Raw genomic sequence first — 15,169 nt, 5'->3', positions numbered from 1 at the left:
CGGCCGGACCCGCAGCCGACCCCACGTCGGCCGGACCCGCAGCCGACCCCACGTCGGCCGGACCCGCAGCCGACCCCACGTCGGCCGGACCCGCAGCCGACCCCGCGGAGGCCGGCCTCGAAGCCGACCACCCTGGCCCTGAAGCCGACTACCCCGGCCCTGAAGCCGATTACCCCGACTACCCCGAACCCGACTACCCCGAAGACCACGACCCCACCGAGCCCCCCACCCTCGCCCCCCAGGGCGAGCAACTGGCCGCCCTGCTCACCGTCGAGATGGCCCGCGAGGAAACCGCCGCACCGAGCCCCGCCCCCCAGCCGTCCAACGCGGACGACGCCCCCTGGGACGAGGCCATGCTGCCGCTGTTCCCGCTGCAACCCCCGCGCTCCGGACGCGAGTTGCTGGCCGACCACGTCACCGCGATGGTCTGCTGCGCCGCGGTCGACACCGCGGGCGCGGCCCCCGGCCTCGACTGGCTGGACGGCCCCACCCTGCTCGTCGGCGGCGTCCGCACGGCCGACCTCGGCCCCCGCGTCCTCAGCCTCGTCGAGGACGGCGACCCCGAACCGCTGCGCGGCTGGCTCGCGGGCCTCGGCGTCCGCCCGGAGAAGCCGGTCCGGCTGGTCTGAACAGCCACCAGCCGGCGGACACCGACGGCCGGGGCTGAGCTCGGCGTCCAGGAGTCGTGCCCCGGGGTTTCCGGGAGCTCCTGTTCGTCGCTCCCGGCCCGTCAATTCACGACGAACCGTAACGGCGCACGTGCGTAATGTGATGTGCTGGGACCGCATCGGACATCGGCCGCGGCAGGGACGCAGGACCCGGGGGACGAGGGAGGGGAGCGGCATGGGTGACGGCGGAGTGCCGAAAAACGCGACGGGCGGGACCGGAGCGCAGATCGGGACAGGAGCGCGGCCCGGGACGGGAGCGCAGATCAGGCGCTGGGAGTCCGGCGCACTCGCCCACGCCGTGAGCGACCCCTTCGGCCAGGGCCCGCTGCCCTGGCTGCGCGGCAGCGAGCACTACTTCGACGACACCGGCCAGGTCGTCCCCTGGTACATCGACCATGCCCCCGCGCCCGGCGCCCGTATCCCCGCACCGCGCAGCACCACGGGCCCGCGCACGGCCGACGACGTGCACCAGCAGATCAAGGGATTCACCTCCACGGGTGCCGCGGCCCCCGGCGAGTCCATCGACTTCCGCATCACGGTGGACCCCCCGCAGCAGTTCTCCGTCGACATCTACCGGATCGGGCACTACGGCGGCGACGGAGCCGCGAAGATCACCACCAGCCCCCGGCTCTCCGGCATCGTCCAGCCGCCCCCGTTGACCGCCGACCGCACCGTTTCCTGCCACCACTGGTGGCTCTCCTGGCGGCTGCAGATCCCGAGCTTCTGGAACACGGGCGCGTACGTGGCCGTCCTGACGACCGCCGACGGCTACCGCTCCCACATCCCGTTCACGGTCCGCGACGACCGCCCCGCCGATCTGCTCCTGCTGCTCCCGGACGTGACCTGGCAGGCGTACAACCTCTACCCGGAGGACGGCCGTACGGGCGCCAGCCTCTACCACGCGTGGGACGAGAGCGGCTCGCTGCTCGGCGAGAGCGACGCGGCGATCACGGTCTCCTTCGACCGTCCGTACGCCGGCGCGGGCCTGCCCCTCCATGTGGGCCACGCCTACGACTTCATCCGCTGGGCCGAGCGCTACGGCTACGACATCGCGTACGCCGACACCCGCGACCTGCACGCGGGCCGCGTCGATCCGACCCGCTACCGCGGCCTGGTCTTCCCCGGCCACGACGAGTACTGGTCGGTGCCGATGCGCCGCACCACCGAGCAGGCCCGCGACAGCGGCACCTCCCTCGTCTTCCTCTCCGCCAACACCATGTACTGGCAGGTGGAGTTGAGCCCCTCGCCCTCCGGCGTCCCCGACCGCCTGCTCACCTGCCGCAAGCGCCGCGGCCCCGGGCGGGCGAGCCTGTGGCGTGAAGTGGACCGCGCGGAACAGCAGTTGATGGGCATCCAGTACGCGGGCCGCGTACCCGAGCCGTCCCCCCTCGTCGTACGCAATGCGGACCACTGGCTGTGGGACGCGACCGGCGCGCACGAAGGGGACGAGATCGAAGGCCTGGTCGCGGGCGAGGCCGACCGCTATTTCCCGCGCACCCCGCTGCCCGAGCACCAGGGCCGCATCCTGCTCGCGCACTCCCCGTACGAGGACGGCGACGGGGCGCGGCGCCATCAGGAGACCTCCCTGTACCGGGCGCCGTCCGGCGCACTGGTCTTCGCGTCCGGCACCTTCGCGTGGTCGCCGGCCCTGGACCGCCCGGGCCATGTGGACACCCGCATCCAGCGGGCGACCGCCAATCTCCTCGACCGCATCTGCAAGCGCGACTGAGGCAGCCGACCGAGGCGCCTCGCCGAGGCGCCGAAGGAACCCGTGGTCAGCGGCACCTCCGCGATAGGCGAGAATCGGACCGCTGGCCGAAACGACGGGGAGGAACCATGCCCGGATTCGTAGAAAAGCCCGAGCCGATCCAGGTGCCGGGGCTGGTCCACCTGCACACCGGCAAGGTGCGCGACCTGTACCGGAACGACGCGGGCGACCTCGTGATGGTCGCCAGCGACCGCACCTCCGCGATGGACTGGGTGCTGCCCACGGAGATCCCCGACAAGGGCCGCATCCTCACGCAGCTCTCCCTGTGGTGGTTCGACCAGCTCGCGGACCTCGTGCCCAACCACGTCCTGTCCACCGAGGTCCCGGCCGGTGCGCCCGCGGACTGGGCGGGCCGCGTCCTGGTCTGCAAGTCCCTGGCGATGGTGCCGGTCGAGTGCGTGGCCCGCGGCTATCTCACGGGCTCCGGCCTCGTCGAGTACGAGGAGTCCCGTACGGTCTGCGGCCTCGCCCTGCCCGAGGGCCTGGTCGACGGCTCGGAGCTGCCCGCCCCGATCTTCACGCCCGCGATGAAGGCCGCGGTCGGCGAGCACGACGAGAACGTCTCGTACGAAGAAGTCGCCCGCGAGGTCGGCGCCGAGACCGCCGCCCAGCTGCGCCAGACCACCCTCGCCATCTACGGACGGGCCCGGGACATCGCGCGCGAGCGGGGCATCATCCTCGCGGACACCAAGTTCGAGTTCGGCTACGAGGGCGAGACCCTGGTCCTCGCCGACGAGGTCCTCACGCCGGACTCCTCGCGCTTTTGGCCGGCGGACCAGTGGCAGCCGGGGCAGACGCAGCCGTCCTTCGACAAGCAGATCATCCGGAACTGGCTGAAGTCCGCCGAGGCCGGCTGGGTCCGCCAGGGCCCGCAGGGCGAGAACCCGCCCCCACCGCTCTCCGCCGAGATCGTGGAGCGCACGCGCTCGCGCTACATCGAGGCGTACGAGCTGCTCACCGGGACGGCCTGGTAGCCACGGATACGCGAAAGGCCCCCGGTTCCGAGAACCGGGGGCCTTTCGATACGGAGCGAACGACGAGGTTCGAACTCGCGACCTCAACCTTGGCAAGGTTGCGCTCTACCAACTGAGCTACGTTCGCCTGCGCTGTGAGCTGCTGCCCTCAGTGCGGAGACCACTATACCCAACCGCGCTCGCGCGCGAGACGCACCGCCGTATGACGGTTCTCGGCACCGAGCTTCGAGACGGCCGAGGAGAGATAGTTCCGTACGGTCCCGGGGGACAGCGCGGCCCGCTCGGCGATCTCCGCGACCGGGGCGCCGTCGGCCGCGAGCTCGAGCACCTCGGCCTCGCGGACGGTCAGCGGCGAGTCCCCGGCCGAGATCGCGTCGGCCGCCAACTCCGGGTCCACATAACGGTTTCCGGCATGCACCGTCCGGATGATCTCCGCGAGCTGCTGTGCGCTCACGGTCTTCGGTACGAACCCCCGCACACCGGCTTCAAGCGCCCGCTTCAGATGCCCGGGCCGCCCATGACTCGTCACGATCATGGTCTGGCAGGAGGGCAGTTCACGCCGCAGCGATGTGGCCACGCTCACACCGTCCGCCCCCGGCATCTGCAGATCCAGTACGGCCACATCGGGCCGGTGCGCGAGCGCCATGGCAAGCGCCTCGGGCCCGGACGCGGCCTCGGCGACGACGGTCAGGTCGTCCTCCAGGGCGAGCAGCGCGGCCAGCGCGCCGCGGATCAGATGCTCGTCGTCGGCGAGCAGCAGGCGTACGGACTCGCTCATCGAGCCACCTCGCCCACCACGGCACGGGACCTGAGCGGCACCTCGGCGGTCAGCCGGAACCGCCCGCCGGGCTCGGGGCCCGCCTGCAGCGTGCCCTCGAGGCCGCTGAGCCGCTCCCGCAGTCCGGTCAGACCCGAGCCGCCGGGGGAGAGGGCCTCGGGAGCGCCGTCGTTGACCACCGTCAGGACGGCCCGTCCCTCACTCACCCGCACGTCCACCTCGCACCGCCCCGCATCCCCGTGCCGCAGCACATTGGTAGCCGCCTCCCTGATCACCCAGCCGAGCGCCGCCTGCACGGGGGCGGTGAGCTCGGCCACGGCCTCGCGGCCCGTCACCTCGCACGCGATCCCCGCCGCCCGCAACACGCTCTGCGCACCGGCCAGTTCCGCGTCCAGGCCCGCCTGCCGATAGCCGCGTACGACCTCGCGTACTTCCTTCTGGGACTCCTGCGCGATCCGCTGCACCTCGATCATCTGGTCCACGGCCTCGGGCCGCCCGCGCTGCGCGAGCTGCACGGCGAGCTCGCTCTTCAGGGCGATCACCGCGAGGTTCCGGCCCATGACGTCGTGCAGATCCCGTCCGAACCGCAGCCGTTCCTCGGCGACGGCGAGCAGCGCCTGCGCCTCGCGGCCCTGCTCGGCCTGCCACATCAGGGACAGGCCCCACGCGCTGCAGCGGGCGCTGAGCAGACAGAGCAGACCTGCCCCGTAGACGACGCCGGCGAAGCCGAACAGCCGCAGATCGTGCACACCGGCGAGCGCGAACGCGCCGGTGACCCCCGCGGCGAGCAGCAGGAATTCGAGCAGGACGGTACGGATCGGCGCGGCGATGCTGCGGATCGTGGCGTAGGGGATCACCGCGAACAGCGTCACGAAGACGGTGAAGCCCTCCTCCATCGCCCCCGTCGCCTCCAGGGCGAGCGTCAGCGCCAGCGCGCAGAACATGAGGACGACGGTCGGTGCCAGCTCGCGCCGCGGCAGCTCCCCGCGGCCCAGGTGCTGGTCGATCGCCTTGCCCAGAAGCCGCCCGGCGGCCACGCACTGGGCGGCGCCGACGCAGAGCAGGACCAGGGCGAGAACCATCGGCAGCGGGCGGTGCCACACGAGGGTCTGGGCGAGCGGGAGCACCATCCACGAGAGCCAGAAGAACCAGGTCATCGCGACGAGCACGATCCTGTTCTGCAGTTCGAGCCGCTCGTAGTGCCCGCGTTCGCGCCACTCACGCCGGTGCCACTGCCGTACCCGCTCCACCATGCCGTCGCTCTCCCCGTTCACCGCCGGGCCGTATCCGGCCTCAGCGCCTCGGCTCCCACCGGAACCATCGCCGTACAGCAAACACCCCGAGCAGGATCCAGGCCACCGCGACGGCCAGCGCCATGAGTCCCTCACCCGCCGTCAGTTCGCCGCTCCAGCCGCCGCGTACGAGCGTGATCACCGGGGACAGCGGCAGAAGTTCCAGGACGGACGCCACGCGGTCGGGGAAGACCTCGAGCGGCACGGTCATCCCGGAGCCGATCATCGAGACGAACATCAGCGGCAGCGCCATGACCTGCGCGCTCTCGGCCGTCTTGCTGATTCCGGCGGTCACCGCGGCGAGCGCGACGCTCAGGACGAGCCCGAGCAGCACCCCGGCCAGGGCCCACCACACGGCCTTCGGTGCCCCCAGATCGAGCAGGACCGTGGCGCCCGCCGTCACGACCACGCACTGCGCGAAGCCGATCAGCACGGAGGGCAGCGCGGCGCCCGCGAGGATCTCCGGATCCCGCAGCTCACCGGTCCGCAGCCGCTTGAAGACCAGCTCCTCGCGGCGCACGACGAAGATCGTCACCAGTGCGGCGTAGACGGCGAAGAGGAGCGAGAAGCCGACGGCCGCCGTGAGCAGCACCTCGCCGACCTTCACCCCGGTGCCTTCGAGCGTCGACTCCTTGACGGTGGCCTGCACCGTGAACGGCAGGATCAGCGGCACCACGAGCGCGGTGAACAGCGTGCCCTTGGCCCGCCCGAGCAGGGTCAGTTCGGTCCGCGCGAGCGCGCCGAGCCGCCCTGCGGGGGTCGTGCGGGGCGCGGCGGCGGTGGTGCGCTGCTCGGTGAGGGTGGTGCTCATGCGACGGTCTCCTTCGTACGGTCCTGTGCCGCGTCCTGTGCCGTGTCCTCGGCGCGCGCGTCCCGCGCGATCTGCAGGAACGCCTCCTCCAGCGAGGCGGACCGCACATCGAGCCCGCGCAGCTCCACGCCGGCGCCCTGCGCCCACAACAGGAGCCCGGTGGCGGCCCGTTGCAGCTCGTGCGTCTGCAGGCGGACCGTGCGTCCGGCCGTCTCGTGCGCGGTCACGCCGAGCTCGGCGAGCGGCGGCAGATCCCCCGGGAAGTAGCCCTCGGGCAGATCGAAGGAGATACGGGACGGGTGGGTCGCGGTCACCTCGGCGGGCGTGCCCGTCAGCGCGATACGCCCCTCGTGCAGGATCGCGAGCCGGTCGGCGAGCGACTCGGCCTCCTCCAGGTAGTGCGTGGTGAGCAGCACGGTGGTGCCGTCGGCACGCAGCTCCCGCACCAACTCCCAGGTGTCCACCCGGCCTTCGGCGTCGAGACCCGTGGTCGGCTCGTCGAGGAAGAGCACCTCGGGCCGCCCGAGCAGCGCGAGCGCCAGATCGAGCCGGCGCTTCTCGCCACCGGAGAGCATCTTCACGCGGACGTTCGCCCGCTTGGTCAGCCCGACGAGTTCGAGCGCCTCACCGACCGGCCGCGCTCCGCTGGTGCACCCGGCCCACATCCGCACGGTCTCGGCGACCGTCAGCTCGGACGGGAAACCGCCCTCCTGCAGCATGACCCCGATCCGCGGCCGCACCGCCGCCCGTTCGGCATACGGGTCGTGCCCGAGGACCCGCACCTGCCCGCCGGCCGGCTTCGCCAGGCCTTCCAGCAGTTCGACGGTGGAGGTCTTCCCGGCCCCGTTGGTGCCGAGCAGAGCGAACAGCTCTCCTCGTCCGACACTGAACGAGACATCGCGTACGGCCTCGAATCCCCCGTCGTACACCCGCCGCAGCGAGCGGACATCGATCACGCACTGAGTGGCATCCATGTCTTCAGCGTTCCGCGCGGACGCCGCCTTCGGCAGTGCGGGCTGTCACCACCCCGTATGACAGATGTCATCCACCGACCTCGGAAAACCGTCGGAGAACGCCGAAGGCCCCCGGTCTCCCGGGGGCCTTCGATATGGAGCGAACGACGAGGTTCGAACTCGCGACCTCAACCTTGGCAAGGTTGCGCTCTACCAACTGAGCTACGTTCGCACAGCATCCGACCGGCTCTCACCGGGCGGCGCTGATACAAGACTACCTGATCCACAAGAGTGGTCGAAGCCTCGTATCAGAGCGGGTGACAGGAATTGCACACTGCGCCTCCCCCCTGGAAGGGGGGTGTTCTACTACTGAACTACACCCGCGCGTTCCCCGTGGTTTCCGGTCTCCCGGGCCCCGCGGCGCGCTCCAGACTCTAGCCGACCTGCGGGGGTGCAATGCAAGTCGGTATCGCCGCGGGGGTCTCGTGAGCCCGTGACCGAGGTGTCAGTTGGCGGCTTCGAACGCCTCGTAGACCTTCTTGGGGATGCGTCCGCGGGCCGGCACGTCCATCTTGTTGGACCGCGCCCAGGCGCGGACCGCCGCCGGGTCGGCCGCCACGGCGGTGTGCTTCACGGTCTTGTTCGCCTTGGCCGCGCCACGCCCCGACTGCTTGCGGCCCGCTTCCAGGTAGGGCGCGAGCGCCTTGCGCAGTTTCTTGGCATTGGCTTGATTCAGGTCGATCTCGTACGACTTGCCGTCAAGACCGAAGGCGACCGTTTCCGCCGCTTCTGAGCCGTCGATGTCGTCAAAGAGAGTGACCACGACACGCTGCGCCACGAATATCGGTCCTTTCCTGCGGAATCATGTACCAGCAGATATCGGCACTTCAGGCCCATGATCCGGCTTTTGCTTATTTGCCCGCAAATCTGCTGACGGACCCTTTGTACAGTGCCGGGCAATGCGGGGGGAAGACCGACTAAATCTCTCCGCGTGTCCGGGCGCAATGGAACGCCCCAGGTTTCTTCGTCGGTTTCCCGGAATTTTCCCTGCTCATTGCTCGTGATCACTGCACGTGAGCTGCGGAAAGTGAGCGCGATCACGTAGGAACCTACGAGTCTACGCGGGTAGAAATTTACGTCGGATACGCTGAAGCGACCAGCTCAGCACCACACACCGGGAGTGCCCGTGGCACGCGTCGTAGTCGACGTCATGCTCAAGCCGGAGATCCTCGACCCCCAGGGACAGGCGGTGCAGCGCGCGCTGCCGCGTCTGGGATTCGAGGGCATCGCGGACGTACGTCAGGGCAAGCGTTTCGAGCTCGAAGTCGATGGGGACGTCGACGAGGCCGCGCTCGCCCGTATCCATGAAATGGCCGAGACCTTCCTCGCCAACACCGTGATCGAAGACTTCGTCGTGAAGGTCGAGGAGTCCAAGTGACCGCTCGTATCGGCGTCGTCACCTTCCCCGGCACCCTCGACGACCAGGACGCGCTGCGCGCGGCACGGCTCGCCGGGGCCGAGGCGGTTTCCCTGTGGCACCGCGACAAGGACCTCAAGCAGGTCGACGCGGTCGTGCTCGCCGGCGGTTTCAGTTACGGCGACTATCTGCGGGCCGGAGCGATCTCCCGGTTCTCGCCGGTGATGGAGACGATCATCGAGCAGGCCAAGGCGGGCATGCCCGTCCTCGGTATCTGCAACGGATTCCAGATCCTCACCGAGGCGCATCTCCTCCCCGGCGCGATGCTGCGCAACAACCACCTGCACTTCATCTGCCGCGACCAGAAGCTGCGCGTCGAGAACGCGTCGACGGCCTGGACGTCCGACTACGAGCAGGGCGAGGAGATCCAGGTCCCGCTCAAGAACATGGACGGCCGGTACGTCGCCGACGAGCGCACGCTCGACGCCCTTGAGGCCGAGGGCCGGGTCGCGTTCCGCTACCTGGACATGAACCCCAACGGCTCGCTGCGCGACATCGCCGGCATCACCAACGAGGCGGGCAACGTCGTCGGCCTCATGCCGCACCCGGAGCACGCGGTCGAGCCCCTGGTCGGCACCGGCCGCACCGACGGGCTCGGATTCTTCACCTCGATCCTCAAGAAGCTGGTCACTGCCTGATGACTCTGGACACGGTCAAGCACGCGGCCGAGACCCCCGACGTCTCCCAGCCCTGGAAGGAACTCGGCCTCAAGGAGGACGAGTACGCCCGGATCCGCGAGATCCTCGGCCGCCGCCCCACCGGCGCCGAGCTCGCCATGTACTCGGTCATGTGGTCCGAGCACTGCTCGTACAAGAGCAGCAAGGTCCACCTGAAGCAGTTCGGCGAGAAGGCCCCCGAGTCCGACGCGCTGCTCGTCGGCATCGGCGAGAACGCGGGCGTCGTCGACGTCGGCCAGGGCTACGCGGTCACCTTCAAGGTCGAGTCGCACAACCACCCCTCCTACATCGAGCCGTACCAGGGCGCCGCGACCGGCGTCGGCGGCATCGTGCGCGACATCCTCGCGATGGGCGCGCGCCCGGTGGCCGTGATGGACCCGCTGCGCTTCGGCGCCGCGGACCACCCCGACACCAAGCGCGTCCTGCCGGGCGTGGTCGCGGGCATCGGCGGCTACGGCAACTGCCTGGGCCTGCCGAACATCGGCGGCGAGGTCGTCTTCGACTCCTGCTACCAGGGCAACCCGCTGGTCAACGCGCTGTGCGTGGGCGTCATGAAGCACGAGGACATCCACCTCGCGAAGGCCTCCGGCGCCGGCAACAAGGTCATCCTGTACGGGGCCCGCACGGGCGGCGACGGCATCGGCGGCGTCTCGGTGCTCGCCTCCGAGACCTTCGACTCGACCGGCCCCTCGCGGCGTCCGGCCGTCCAGGTCGGCGACCCCTTCCAGGAGAAGCTGCTCATCGAGTGCACCCTGGAGATCTTCCGCGAGAACCTCGTGGACGGCATCCAGGACCTCGGCGGCGCCGGACTCTCCTGCGCCACCAGCGAGCTGGCCTCCGCCGGCTCCGGCGGTATGCGGGTCGAGCTGGACCGTGTCCACCTGCGCGACGCGACACTCTCTCCTGAGGAGATCCTCATGAGCGAGTCGCAGGAGCGCATGTGCGCGATCGTCGAGCCGGACAAGGTCGACCGCTTCCTCGAGATCTGCGAGAAGTGGGACGTCATCGCCACGGTCATCGGTGAGGTCACCGAGGGCTCGCAGCTGGAGATCTTCTGGCACGGCGAGCAGATCGTGGACGTGCCGCCGCGGACCGTCGCGCACGAGGGCCCGGTCTACCACCGCCCGTACGAGCGTCCGTCCTGGCAGGACGCGCTGCAGGCCGATGACGCGAACAAGCTGCCGCGCCCGGCGACTTCGGACGAGCTGAAGGACCAGGTCCTCAAGCTCGTCGCGTCCCCGAACCAGGCCTCCAAGTCCTGGATCACCGACCAGTACGACCGCTTCGTGCAGGGCAACACGATCCTCGCCCAGCCCGAGGACTCCGGCATGGTCCGCATCGACGAGGAGTCCAACCTCGGTGTGGCCGTGGCGACGGACGGCAACGGCCGGTACGCCAAGCTCGACCCGTACGCGGGCGCCCAGCTCGCGCTCGCCGAGTCGTACCGCAATGTCGCCGCCTCGGGTGCGAAGCCGCTCGCCATCTCCAACTGCCTCAACTTCGGTTCGCCCGAGGACCCGGCGGTCATGTGGCAGTTCGCCGAGGCCACCCGGGGTCTCGCGGACGGCTGCCTGGAGCTCGGCACCCCGGTGACCGGCGGCAATGTCTCGCTGTACAACCAGACAGGCGAGACCGCGATCCACCCGACGCCCGTCGTGGCCGTCCTCGGTGTCATCGACGACGTCACGCGCCGTACGCCGATGGCCTTCTCGCAGGAGGGCCAGCTGCTCTACCTCCTGGGCGAGACCCGCGAGGAGTTCGGCGGCTCGGCCTGGTCGCAGGTCGTGCACGACCACCTCGGTGGTCTGCCGCCCGTCGTGGACCTGGAGCGCGAGAAGCTGCTCGGCGAGATCCTGATCTCGGGTTCGCGCGACGGCATGATCGACGCCGCCCACGACCTGTCCGACGGCGGTCTGATCCAGGCGGTCACCGAGTCCTGCCTGCGTGGTGGCAAGGGTGCCCGGCTGGTCGTTCCGGACGGCCTGGACGCGTTCACCTTCCTCTTCTCCGAGTCGGCGGGCCGGGCGGTCGTCGCCGTCCCGCGCAGCGAGGAGCTCCGCTTCACCGACATGTGCGGTGCGCGGGGTCTGCCGGCGACGCGGATCGGTGTGATCGACGGGGACGCCGTCGAGCTGCAGGGCGAGTTCAGCCTTGAGCTGAGCGAGCTGCGCGAGGCGCACGAGGCCACGATTCCGGGTCTGCTCGCGTAGCACCCGTAACGGCCTCCGGCTGTACGTGACTTCGGCCCCGCCCAGGGTTCTGGGCGGGGCCGAAGTGCGTCCGGGGGCTTTCGGGGGGCCGGCGGAAGGGTCTGTTCAGGGGTCCCCTGCCGGTTGATACTGCGGCGGTGAACACCCCGTACGTCCCCATATCCGCCGGTCAGCGGCCCGATGCCCACCCCATGGAGCCGGCCGACGCCGCACGCTGGGCGGCGGCCGGTGTCCCGCGCTGGGCCACAGGCGGCTTCCTCGCGTTGCTGCTGTGCACCGGGTACCTGGCGGTGCTCGTCGTGGTCGGCGCCACCGCGTCCGACACCCCGTCCTGTACGGATGCCGCGCCGTGCCGCGCCGACTGGTCCGTGCCCTTCCTGTTCCTTCCGGTGCTGCTCGCGCCGTACTGCGTCTGGCGGTTCCCGTGGGCCGCCGCCGTGCTGCTGCCTCCCGGGGCGGGGTTCAGCCTCGCGCTGCTGCTGATGGACGACGCGGGCATCCCCGGCGAGGCCCGTCCTGTCATGGCGGTCTTCACCGCTCTGGTGCTCTTCGTGTGGGCCGGTGTCCTCGTGGGGATCCGGGCCCGTTCGCGCCAGCGCGCGCTGGCGCGGGCGGCGGCGGGAGGCCTGCGCGCCTGCGTACCGCAGCAGCTGCCGCGCAGCAAGCAGGGGATGCGGAGGATCCTGGCGGGCACGGGCCTGTGCCTGATCGGCGCCCTTCTGCTGACGCGCAGCGCACTGGCCGAGCGCGAGATCGCCGGCCAGGCCCGTGGCGCGGAACGTGTCACCGCCCGTGTGCTCGGCCCCGACGGCGAAAGCCATCTCCGGGTGCGGATGCCGGACGGCACCGCGCGCAGCCTGCCGGCCACCTACCCCGATGAGTTCCGGCGCGGCAGCGAGGCCGGGGTGATGGTCGACGGCGACTGGGCCCGGCTGGTGGCACAGCCCCACGACGAGACCATGCGGCACATGGGGGCCCTGCTGCTCATCACCCCCGGCGTGGGGATGCTCGTACGAGGCGTCCTGCTGCACCGCAGGCTCCGCATCCTGCGCACCACACCCCAGCCGGTGCTGCGGGTGCTGATCTCGGAGAACGAAGGGCCGACCGTCGTCGTACGGACGGAGAGCGAACCGGAGCGGTCGTTCCTGCGCTACGACCGCGTACGCGAACGCGCGGCTCTGCTGCGCGGCTCGTCCGGCAACGGCATCCCCTGGAACCAGCGGGAAGCCCCGCGCCAGGCAGTCCTCTACGGCGAGCTCCACGACGGCGCCGACATCGTGATCCTCACCATGGCGGGCAAGGGCAAGGCCCGCGTGCACGGCGGGACGGCGGTCCGCGGCCGACGGAACTGACCGGCCCGCAGGCGGTGTCCGCGGCGGCTGCTACATTCCGTGCCCTCCGGGTCCCGTCTGCGAGTGCAACGGGTGGGCGCGGAGTCGCTTGGCAGTACGAGGGGGATCCATGGCCATCGGCCACCGCATGCGCAGAGCCGTCAACGTGACGCTGGTCCTGACCGCGATCGCCGGCACGGGGTGGGGCGGGTACGAGACGTGGGCCGTGCTGTCGGCGCGGTCGGAGATCGACGCGGCGTGTGCGGAGCTGGTGCCGGCGGGGAAGGTGCTGCGGCTGCCTTATGCGGGCGGCACCGTCGAGACCAAGGGCGAGGGCATCGACCCTGATCGGCTTGAGGGGGAGTGCACCGCGTACAGCTCGGAGGCCGGTGAGTCCCTGCCGGACGGTGGCCACAGGCGGTTCTTCACCGCGTCGGTGGGCATCGAGCCCGAGGCGGACGAGTCGACCGCCGACTGGCTGCACGCCCTCGACCCGGACGACCGGCCGTACCTGGACACCCCGCTCGGCCACGGGATCCCCGGGATCGTGACCGACAGCGGTGTCGGCGTGAAGCTGGCCTGCACCGGTGGCGTGCGGCACCGCGGTACCGAGGTCGAGAACGTGGTCGCCACGGCCGTCTCCACCCTGCATGGCTACGGCAGCCCGTTCGCGTCCGGCAGTCAGATGGGCGGGCCCACGCGTGACCTGCTCGCGAGCATCGCCGTCGACACCGCGAACCGCATGGCCGAGCGCCTCGGCTGCGCGGACCGGCTGCCGCAGGCGCCGGTCGGTATCCCGCCGGCCGTCGAGAAGGTCAAGCCCGCGAAGCAGGCCGACGGCACCTGCGCCTGGTACGCGAAGGCCCGGCGCGACCAGGATGTCTGGCTGCCCGACCGCGCGATCGGAACGCCCACGGACCCGGAGGTGTGGACCGAGAAGTGCGCGCTCCTGATGAGTGCGGACGGTGCGCGCAAGGCCGAGCGGGCGGGGTCGAAGACGAAGGTCGACCACATGCAGGAGGAAGGGGACTGGTGGGCCTCGCTGCAGAGCTGGTTCGGCAGCTCGGCGGACCGGGTCGTGCTGCACGCGCCCGGTGATCCGAGCGTGTCCGCCGAGCCGGGCAGGGCGGGCCGCACCGACGATCGGCCCGGCTGGTGGGCCTCCTCGGTCTGCAACGGAGAGCCGGCCGTGCACACGCTGAGCCTCGGCAACCACGACTACCCGTTGGCCGCCACCCCCCACTTCGCCGAAATCTTCCGCGCCTACGTGCAAGACGTAGCCGCCCGCCGAGGCTGCACCGGCCTCGTTCTCCCCGACGCCGCCGCGTTCAGGAGCGCCTTCGTCGAGGACGCCGACGAGTCGTAGGCTCGGCTCATGCCGCCCAAGCCACGCCCCCGTACATACGACCCCGCCAAGACCCGCAAGGCCGTACTCGCGCAGTTCGAAACCGTACGGGAGGCCGTACGGGCCCTCGACGAGGAGCAGTTGGCGCGGCCCACGCATCTGGAGCCCTGGACCGTACGGGAGCTCGCGGCGCACATCGGGATGGCGATGCAGGCGATCGTCCGCGCGCTGGAGGCCGAGGAGCCGCGGCGGGCCGAGCTGAGCCTGGACCGGTATCCGTCCGTCGGCGCCCCGTACGCGCAGTCCGTGGCCGAGGCGGCGCAGGCGCTCGCCGTGGAGCACAAGGATCTCGACGCCTGGTACGGCGAGCTCGCCGCACGGATCACGGAGCTGCTCGACGCCGCACCCGCCGGGCGGCTCGTGCAGCTGCGGATCGGTGCGATGGCGCTGGACGACTTCATGGTCACGCGCACCGTCGAACTCGTCGTCCACACCGATGACTTGAACCGCGCCGCCGGCCTCGGCATCCCGTTGCAGCGGCAGGCGCTCGCCACCTGCACCCGCTACCTCGCGGACGTCCTGGCCACCACGGCCCCCGGAGCGTCCACGGAGGTCCGTATCCCTCCGTACGCCGTCGTGCAGTGCATCGAGGGACCCCGGCACACCCGCGGCACCCCGCCCAACGTCGTCGAGACGGACCCGCTGACCTGGGTGCGGCTCGCGACCGGCCGTACGGCATGGGCCGACGCCCTCGGGGACGCGAAGGTCGCGGCCAGCGGGGAACGGGCGGATCTCTCCGCGCTGCTGCCTCTGATGCAGTGAACAACCTGATCAGGTGAGGTGGACGACCTGATCAGGTGAGGTGGACGACCTGATCAGGTGAGG

13 protein-coding genes, 3 tRNA genes and 1 pseudogene are annotated in these 15,169 nt (G+C 70.8%); 9 read left to right on the top strand and 8 right to left on the bottom strand.

Annotated elements, in window-relative coordinates; genetic code table 11:
* The 3 genes and pseudogenes from H9Y04_RS47220 to H9Y04_RS42030 all read left to right on the top strand — a co-directional run.
* Nucleotides 1–629: pseudogene (locus tag H9Y04_RS47220) on the top strand (hypothetical protein); the annotation flags it as partial.
* 214 nt (nucleotides 630–843) lie between these two features.
* The gene (locus H9Y04_RS42035) at nucleotides 844–2,397 is read left to right on the top strand and encodes a N,N-dimethylformamidase beta subunit family domain-containing protein (protein WP_236072110.1); all 1,554 of its coding nucleotides are present in this window, start codon (nucleotides 844–846) and stop codon (nucleotides 2,395–2,397) included.
* A gap of 107 nt (nucleotides 2,398–2,504) precedes the next feature.
* Nucleotides 2,505–3,410, top strand: coding sequence for a phosphoribosylaminoimidazolesuccinocarboxamide synthase (locus H9Y04_RS42030; protein ID WP_187819543.1), 906 nt, complete (start codon nucleotides 2,505–2,507; stop codon nucleotides 3,408–3,410).
* 54 nt (nucleotides 3,411–3,464) lie between these two features.
* Here the strand turns inward: H9Y04_RS42030 and H9Y04_RS42025 are convergent.
* From H9Y04_RS42025 to H9Y04_RS41990, 8 genes are all read right to left on the bottom strand, one after another.
* Nucleotides 3,465–3,537: transfer RNA gene (locus tag H9Y04_RS42025), tRNA-Gly, on the bottom strand.
* A 36-nt stretch (nucleotides 3,538–3,573) separates the two neighbouring features.
* Nucleotides 3,574–4,188 carry a response regulator transcription factor gene (locus tag H9Y04_RS42020; protein ID WP_187819542.1) on the bottom strand — a complete coding sequence of 205 codons (615 nt, stop codon included), beginning with the start codon at nucleotides 4,186–4,188 and terminating at the stop codon, nucleotides 3,574–3,576.
* A complete protein-coding gene (locus tag H9Y04_RS42015) occupies nucleotides 4,185–5,462 on the bottom strand; it encodes a sensor histidine kinase (RefSeq protein ID WP_308801969.1) in 1,278 nt (425 codons plus the stop codon). Before H9Y04_RS42015 ends, H9Y04_RS42020 begins: the two co-directional genes overlap by 4 nt.
* Before the next feature lie 19 nt (nucleotides 5,463–5,481).
* On the bottom strand, nucleotides 5,482–6,291 hold the full coding sequence (locus H9Y04_RS42010; protein WP_187819541.1) for an ABC transporter permease: 810 nt from the start codon (nucleotides 6,289–6,291) through the stop codon (nucleotides 5,482–5,484).
* Nucleotides 6,288–7,265: an ABC transporter ATP-binding protein gene (locus H9Y04_RS42005; protein WP_187819540.1), complete on the bottom strand. Its 978-nt coding sequence runs from the start codon at nucleotides 7,263–7,265 to the stop codon at nucleotides 6,288–6,290. The genes H9Y04_RS42010 and H9Y04_RS42005 overlap by 4 nt, the downstream gene beginning before the upstream one ends.
* Before the next feature lie 135 nt (nucleotides 7,266–7,400).
* Nucleotides 7,401–7,476: transfer RNA gene (locus tag H9Y04_RS42000), tRNA-Gly, on the bottom strand.
* Between the two features lie 80 nt (nucleotides 7,477–7,556).
* A tRNA-Gly gene (locus tag H9Y04_RS41995) sits at nucleotides 7,557–7,628 on the bottom strand.
* A 121-nt stretch (nucleotides 7,629–7,749) separates the two neighbouring features.
* Nucleotides 7,750–8,082, bottom strand: coding sequence for a histone-like nucleoid-structuring protein Lsr2 (locus H9Y04_RS41990; protein ID WP_187819539.1), 333 nt, complete (start codon nucleotides 8,080–8,082; stop codon nucleotides 7,750–7,752).
* 348 nt (nucleotides 8,083–8,430) lie between these two features.
* On the opposite strand from H9Y04_RS41990, the gene purS reads away from it, so the two are divergent.
* The 6 genes from purS (at nucleotide 8,431) to H9Y04_RS41960 (ending at nucleotide 15,106) form a co-directional block, all read left to right on the top strand.
* The gene (gene purS / locus H9Y04_RS41985; protein WP_187819538.1) at nucleotides 8,431–8,682 is read left to right on the top strand and encodes a phosphoribosylformylglycinamidine synthase subunit PurS; all 252 of its coding nucleotides are present in this window, start codon (nucleotides 8,431–8,433) and stop codon (nucleotides 8,680–8,682) included.
* Complete coding sequence (purQ, locus tag H9Y04_RS41980) at nucleotides 8,679–9,359, top strand: phosphoribosylformylglycinamidine synthase subunit PurQ (protein WP_187819537.1); 681 nt, start codon at nucleotides 8,679–8,681, stop codon at nucleotides 9,357–9,359. The genes purS and purQ overlap by 4 nt, the downstream gene beginning before the upstream one ends.
* Nucleotides 9,359–11,608 (top strand): phosphoribosylformylglycinamidine synthase subunit PurL, encoded by a 2,250-nt coding sequence (gene purL / locus H9Y04_RS41975; protein WP_187819536.1) that lies wholly within the window; start codon nucleotides 9,359–9,361, stop codon nucleotides 11,606–11,608. Before purQ ends, purL begins: the two co-directional genes overlap by 1 nt.
* 137 nt (nucleotides 11,609–11,745) lie before the next feature.
* A complete protein-coding gene (locus H9Y04_RS41970; RefSeq protein ID WP_187819535.1) occupies nucleotides 11,746–12,960 on the top strand; it encodes a hypothetical protein in 1,215 nt (404 codons plus the stop codon).
* Nucleotides 12,961–13,069: 109 nt separating this feature from the next.
* Nucleotides 13,070–14,305 carry a hypothetical protein gene (locus tag H9Y04_RS41965; protein WP_187819534.1) on the top strand — a complete coding sequence of 412 codons (1,236 nt, stop codon included), beginning with the start codon at nucleotides 13,070–13,072 and terminating at the stop codon, nucleotides 14,303–14,305.
* Nucleotides 14,306–14,314: 9 nt separating this feature from the next.
* On the top strand, nucleotides 14,315–15,106 hold the full coding sequence (locus tag H9Y04_RS41960; RefSeq protein ID WP_187819533.1) for a maleylpyruvate isomerase family mycothiol-dependent enzyme: 792 nt from the start codon (nucleotides 14,315–14,317) through the stop codon (nucleotides 15,104–15,106).
* The last annotated feature ends 63 nt before the right edge of the window (nucleotides 15,107–15,169 follow it).

The sequence above is a fragment of the Streptomyces polyasparticus genome (assembly GCF_014493765.1).
Lineage (GTDB): Bacteria > Actinomycetota > Actinomycetes > Streptomycetales > Streptomycetaceae > Streptomyces > Streptomyces polyasparticus.
Note: the sequence above shows the minus strand (reverse complement) of the source record. Positions and strands in the feature narration are given on the sequence as shown.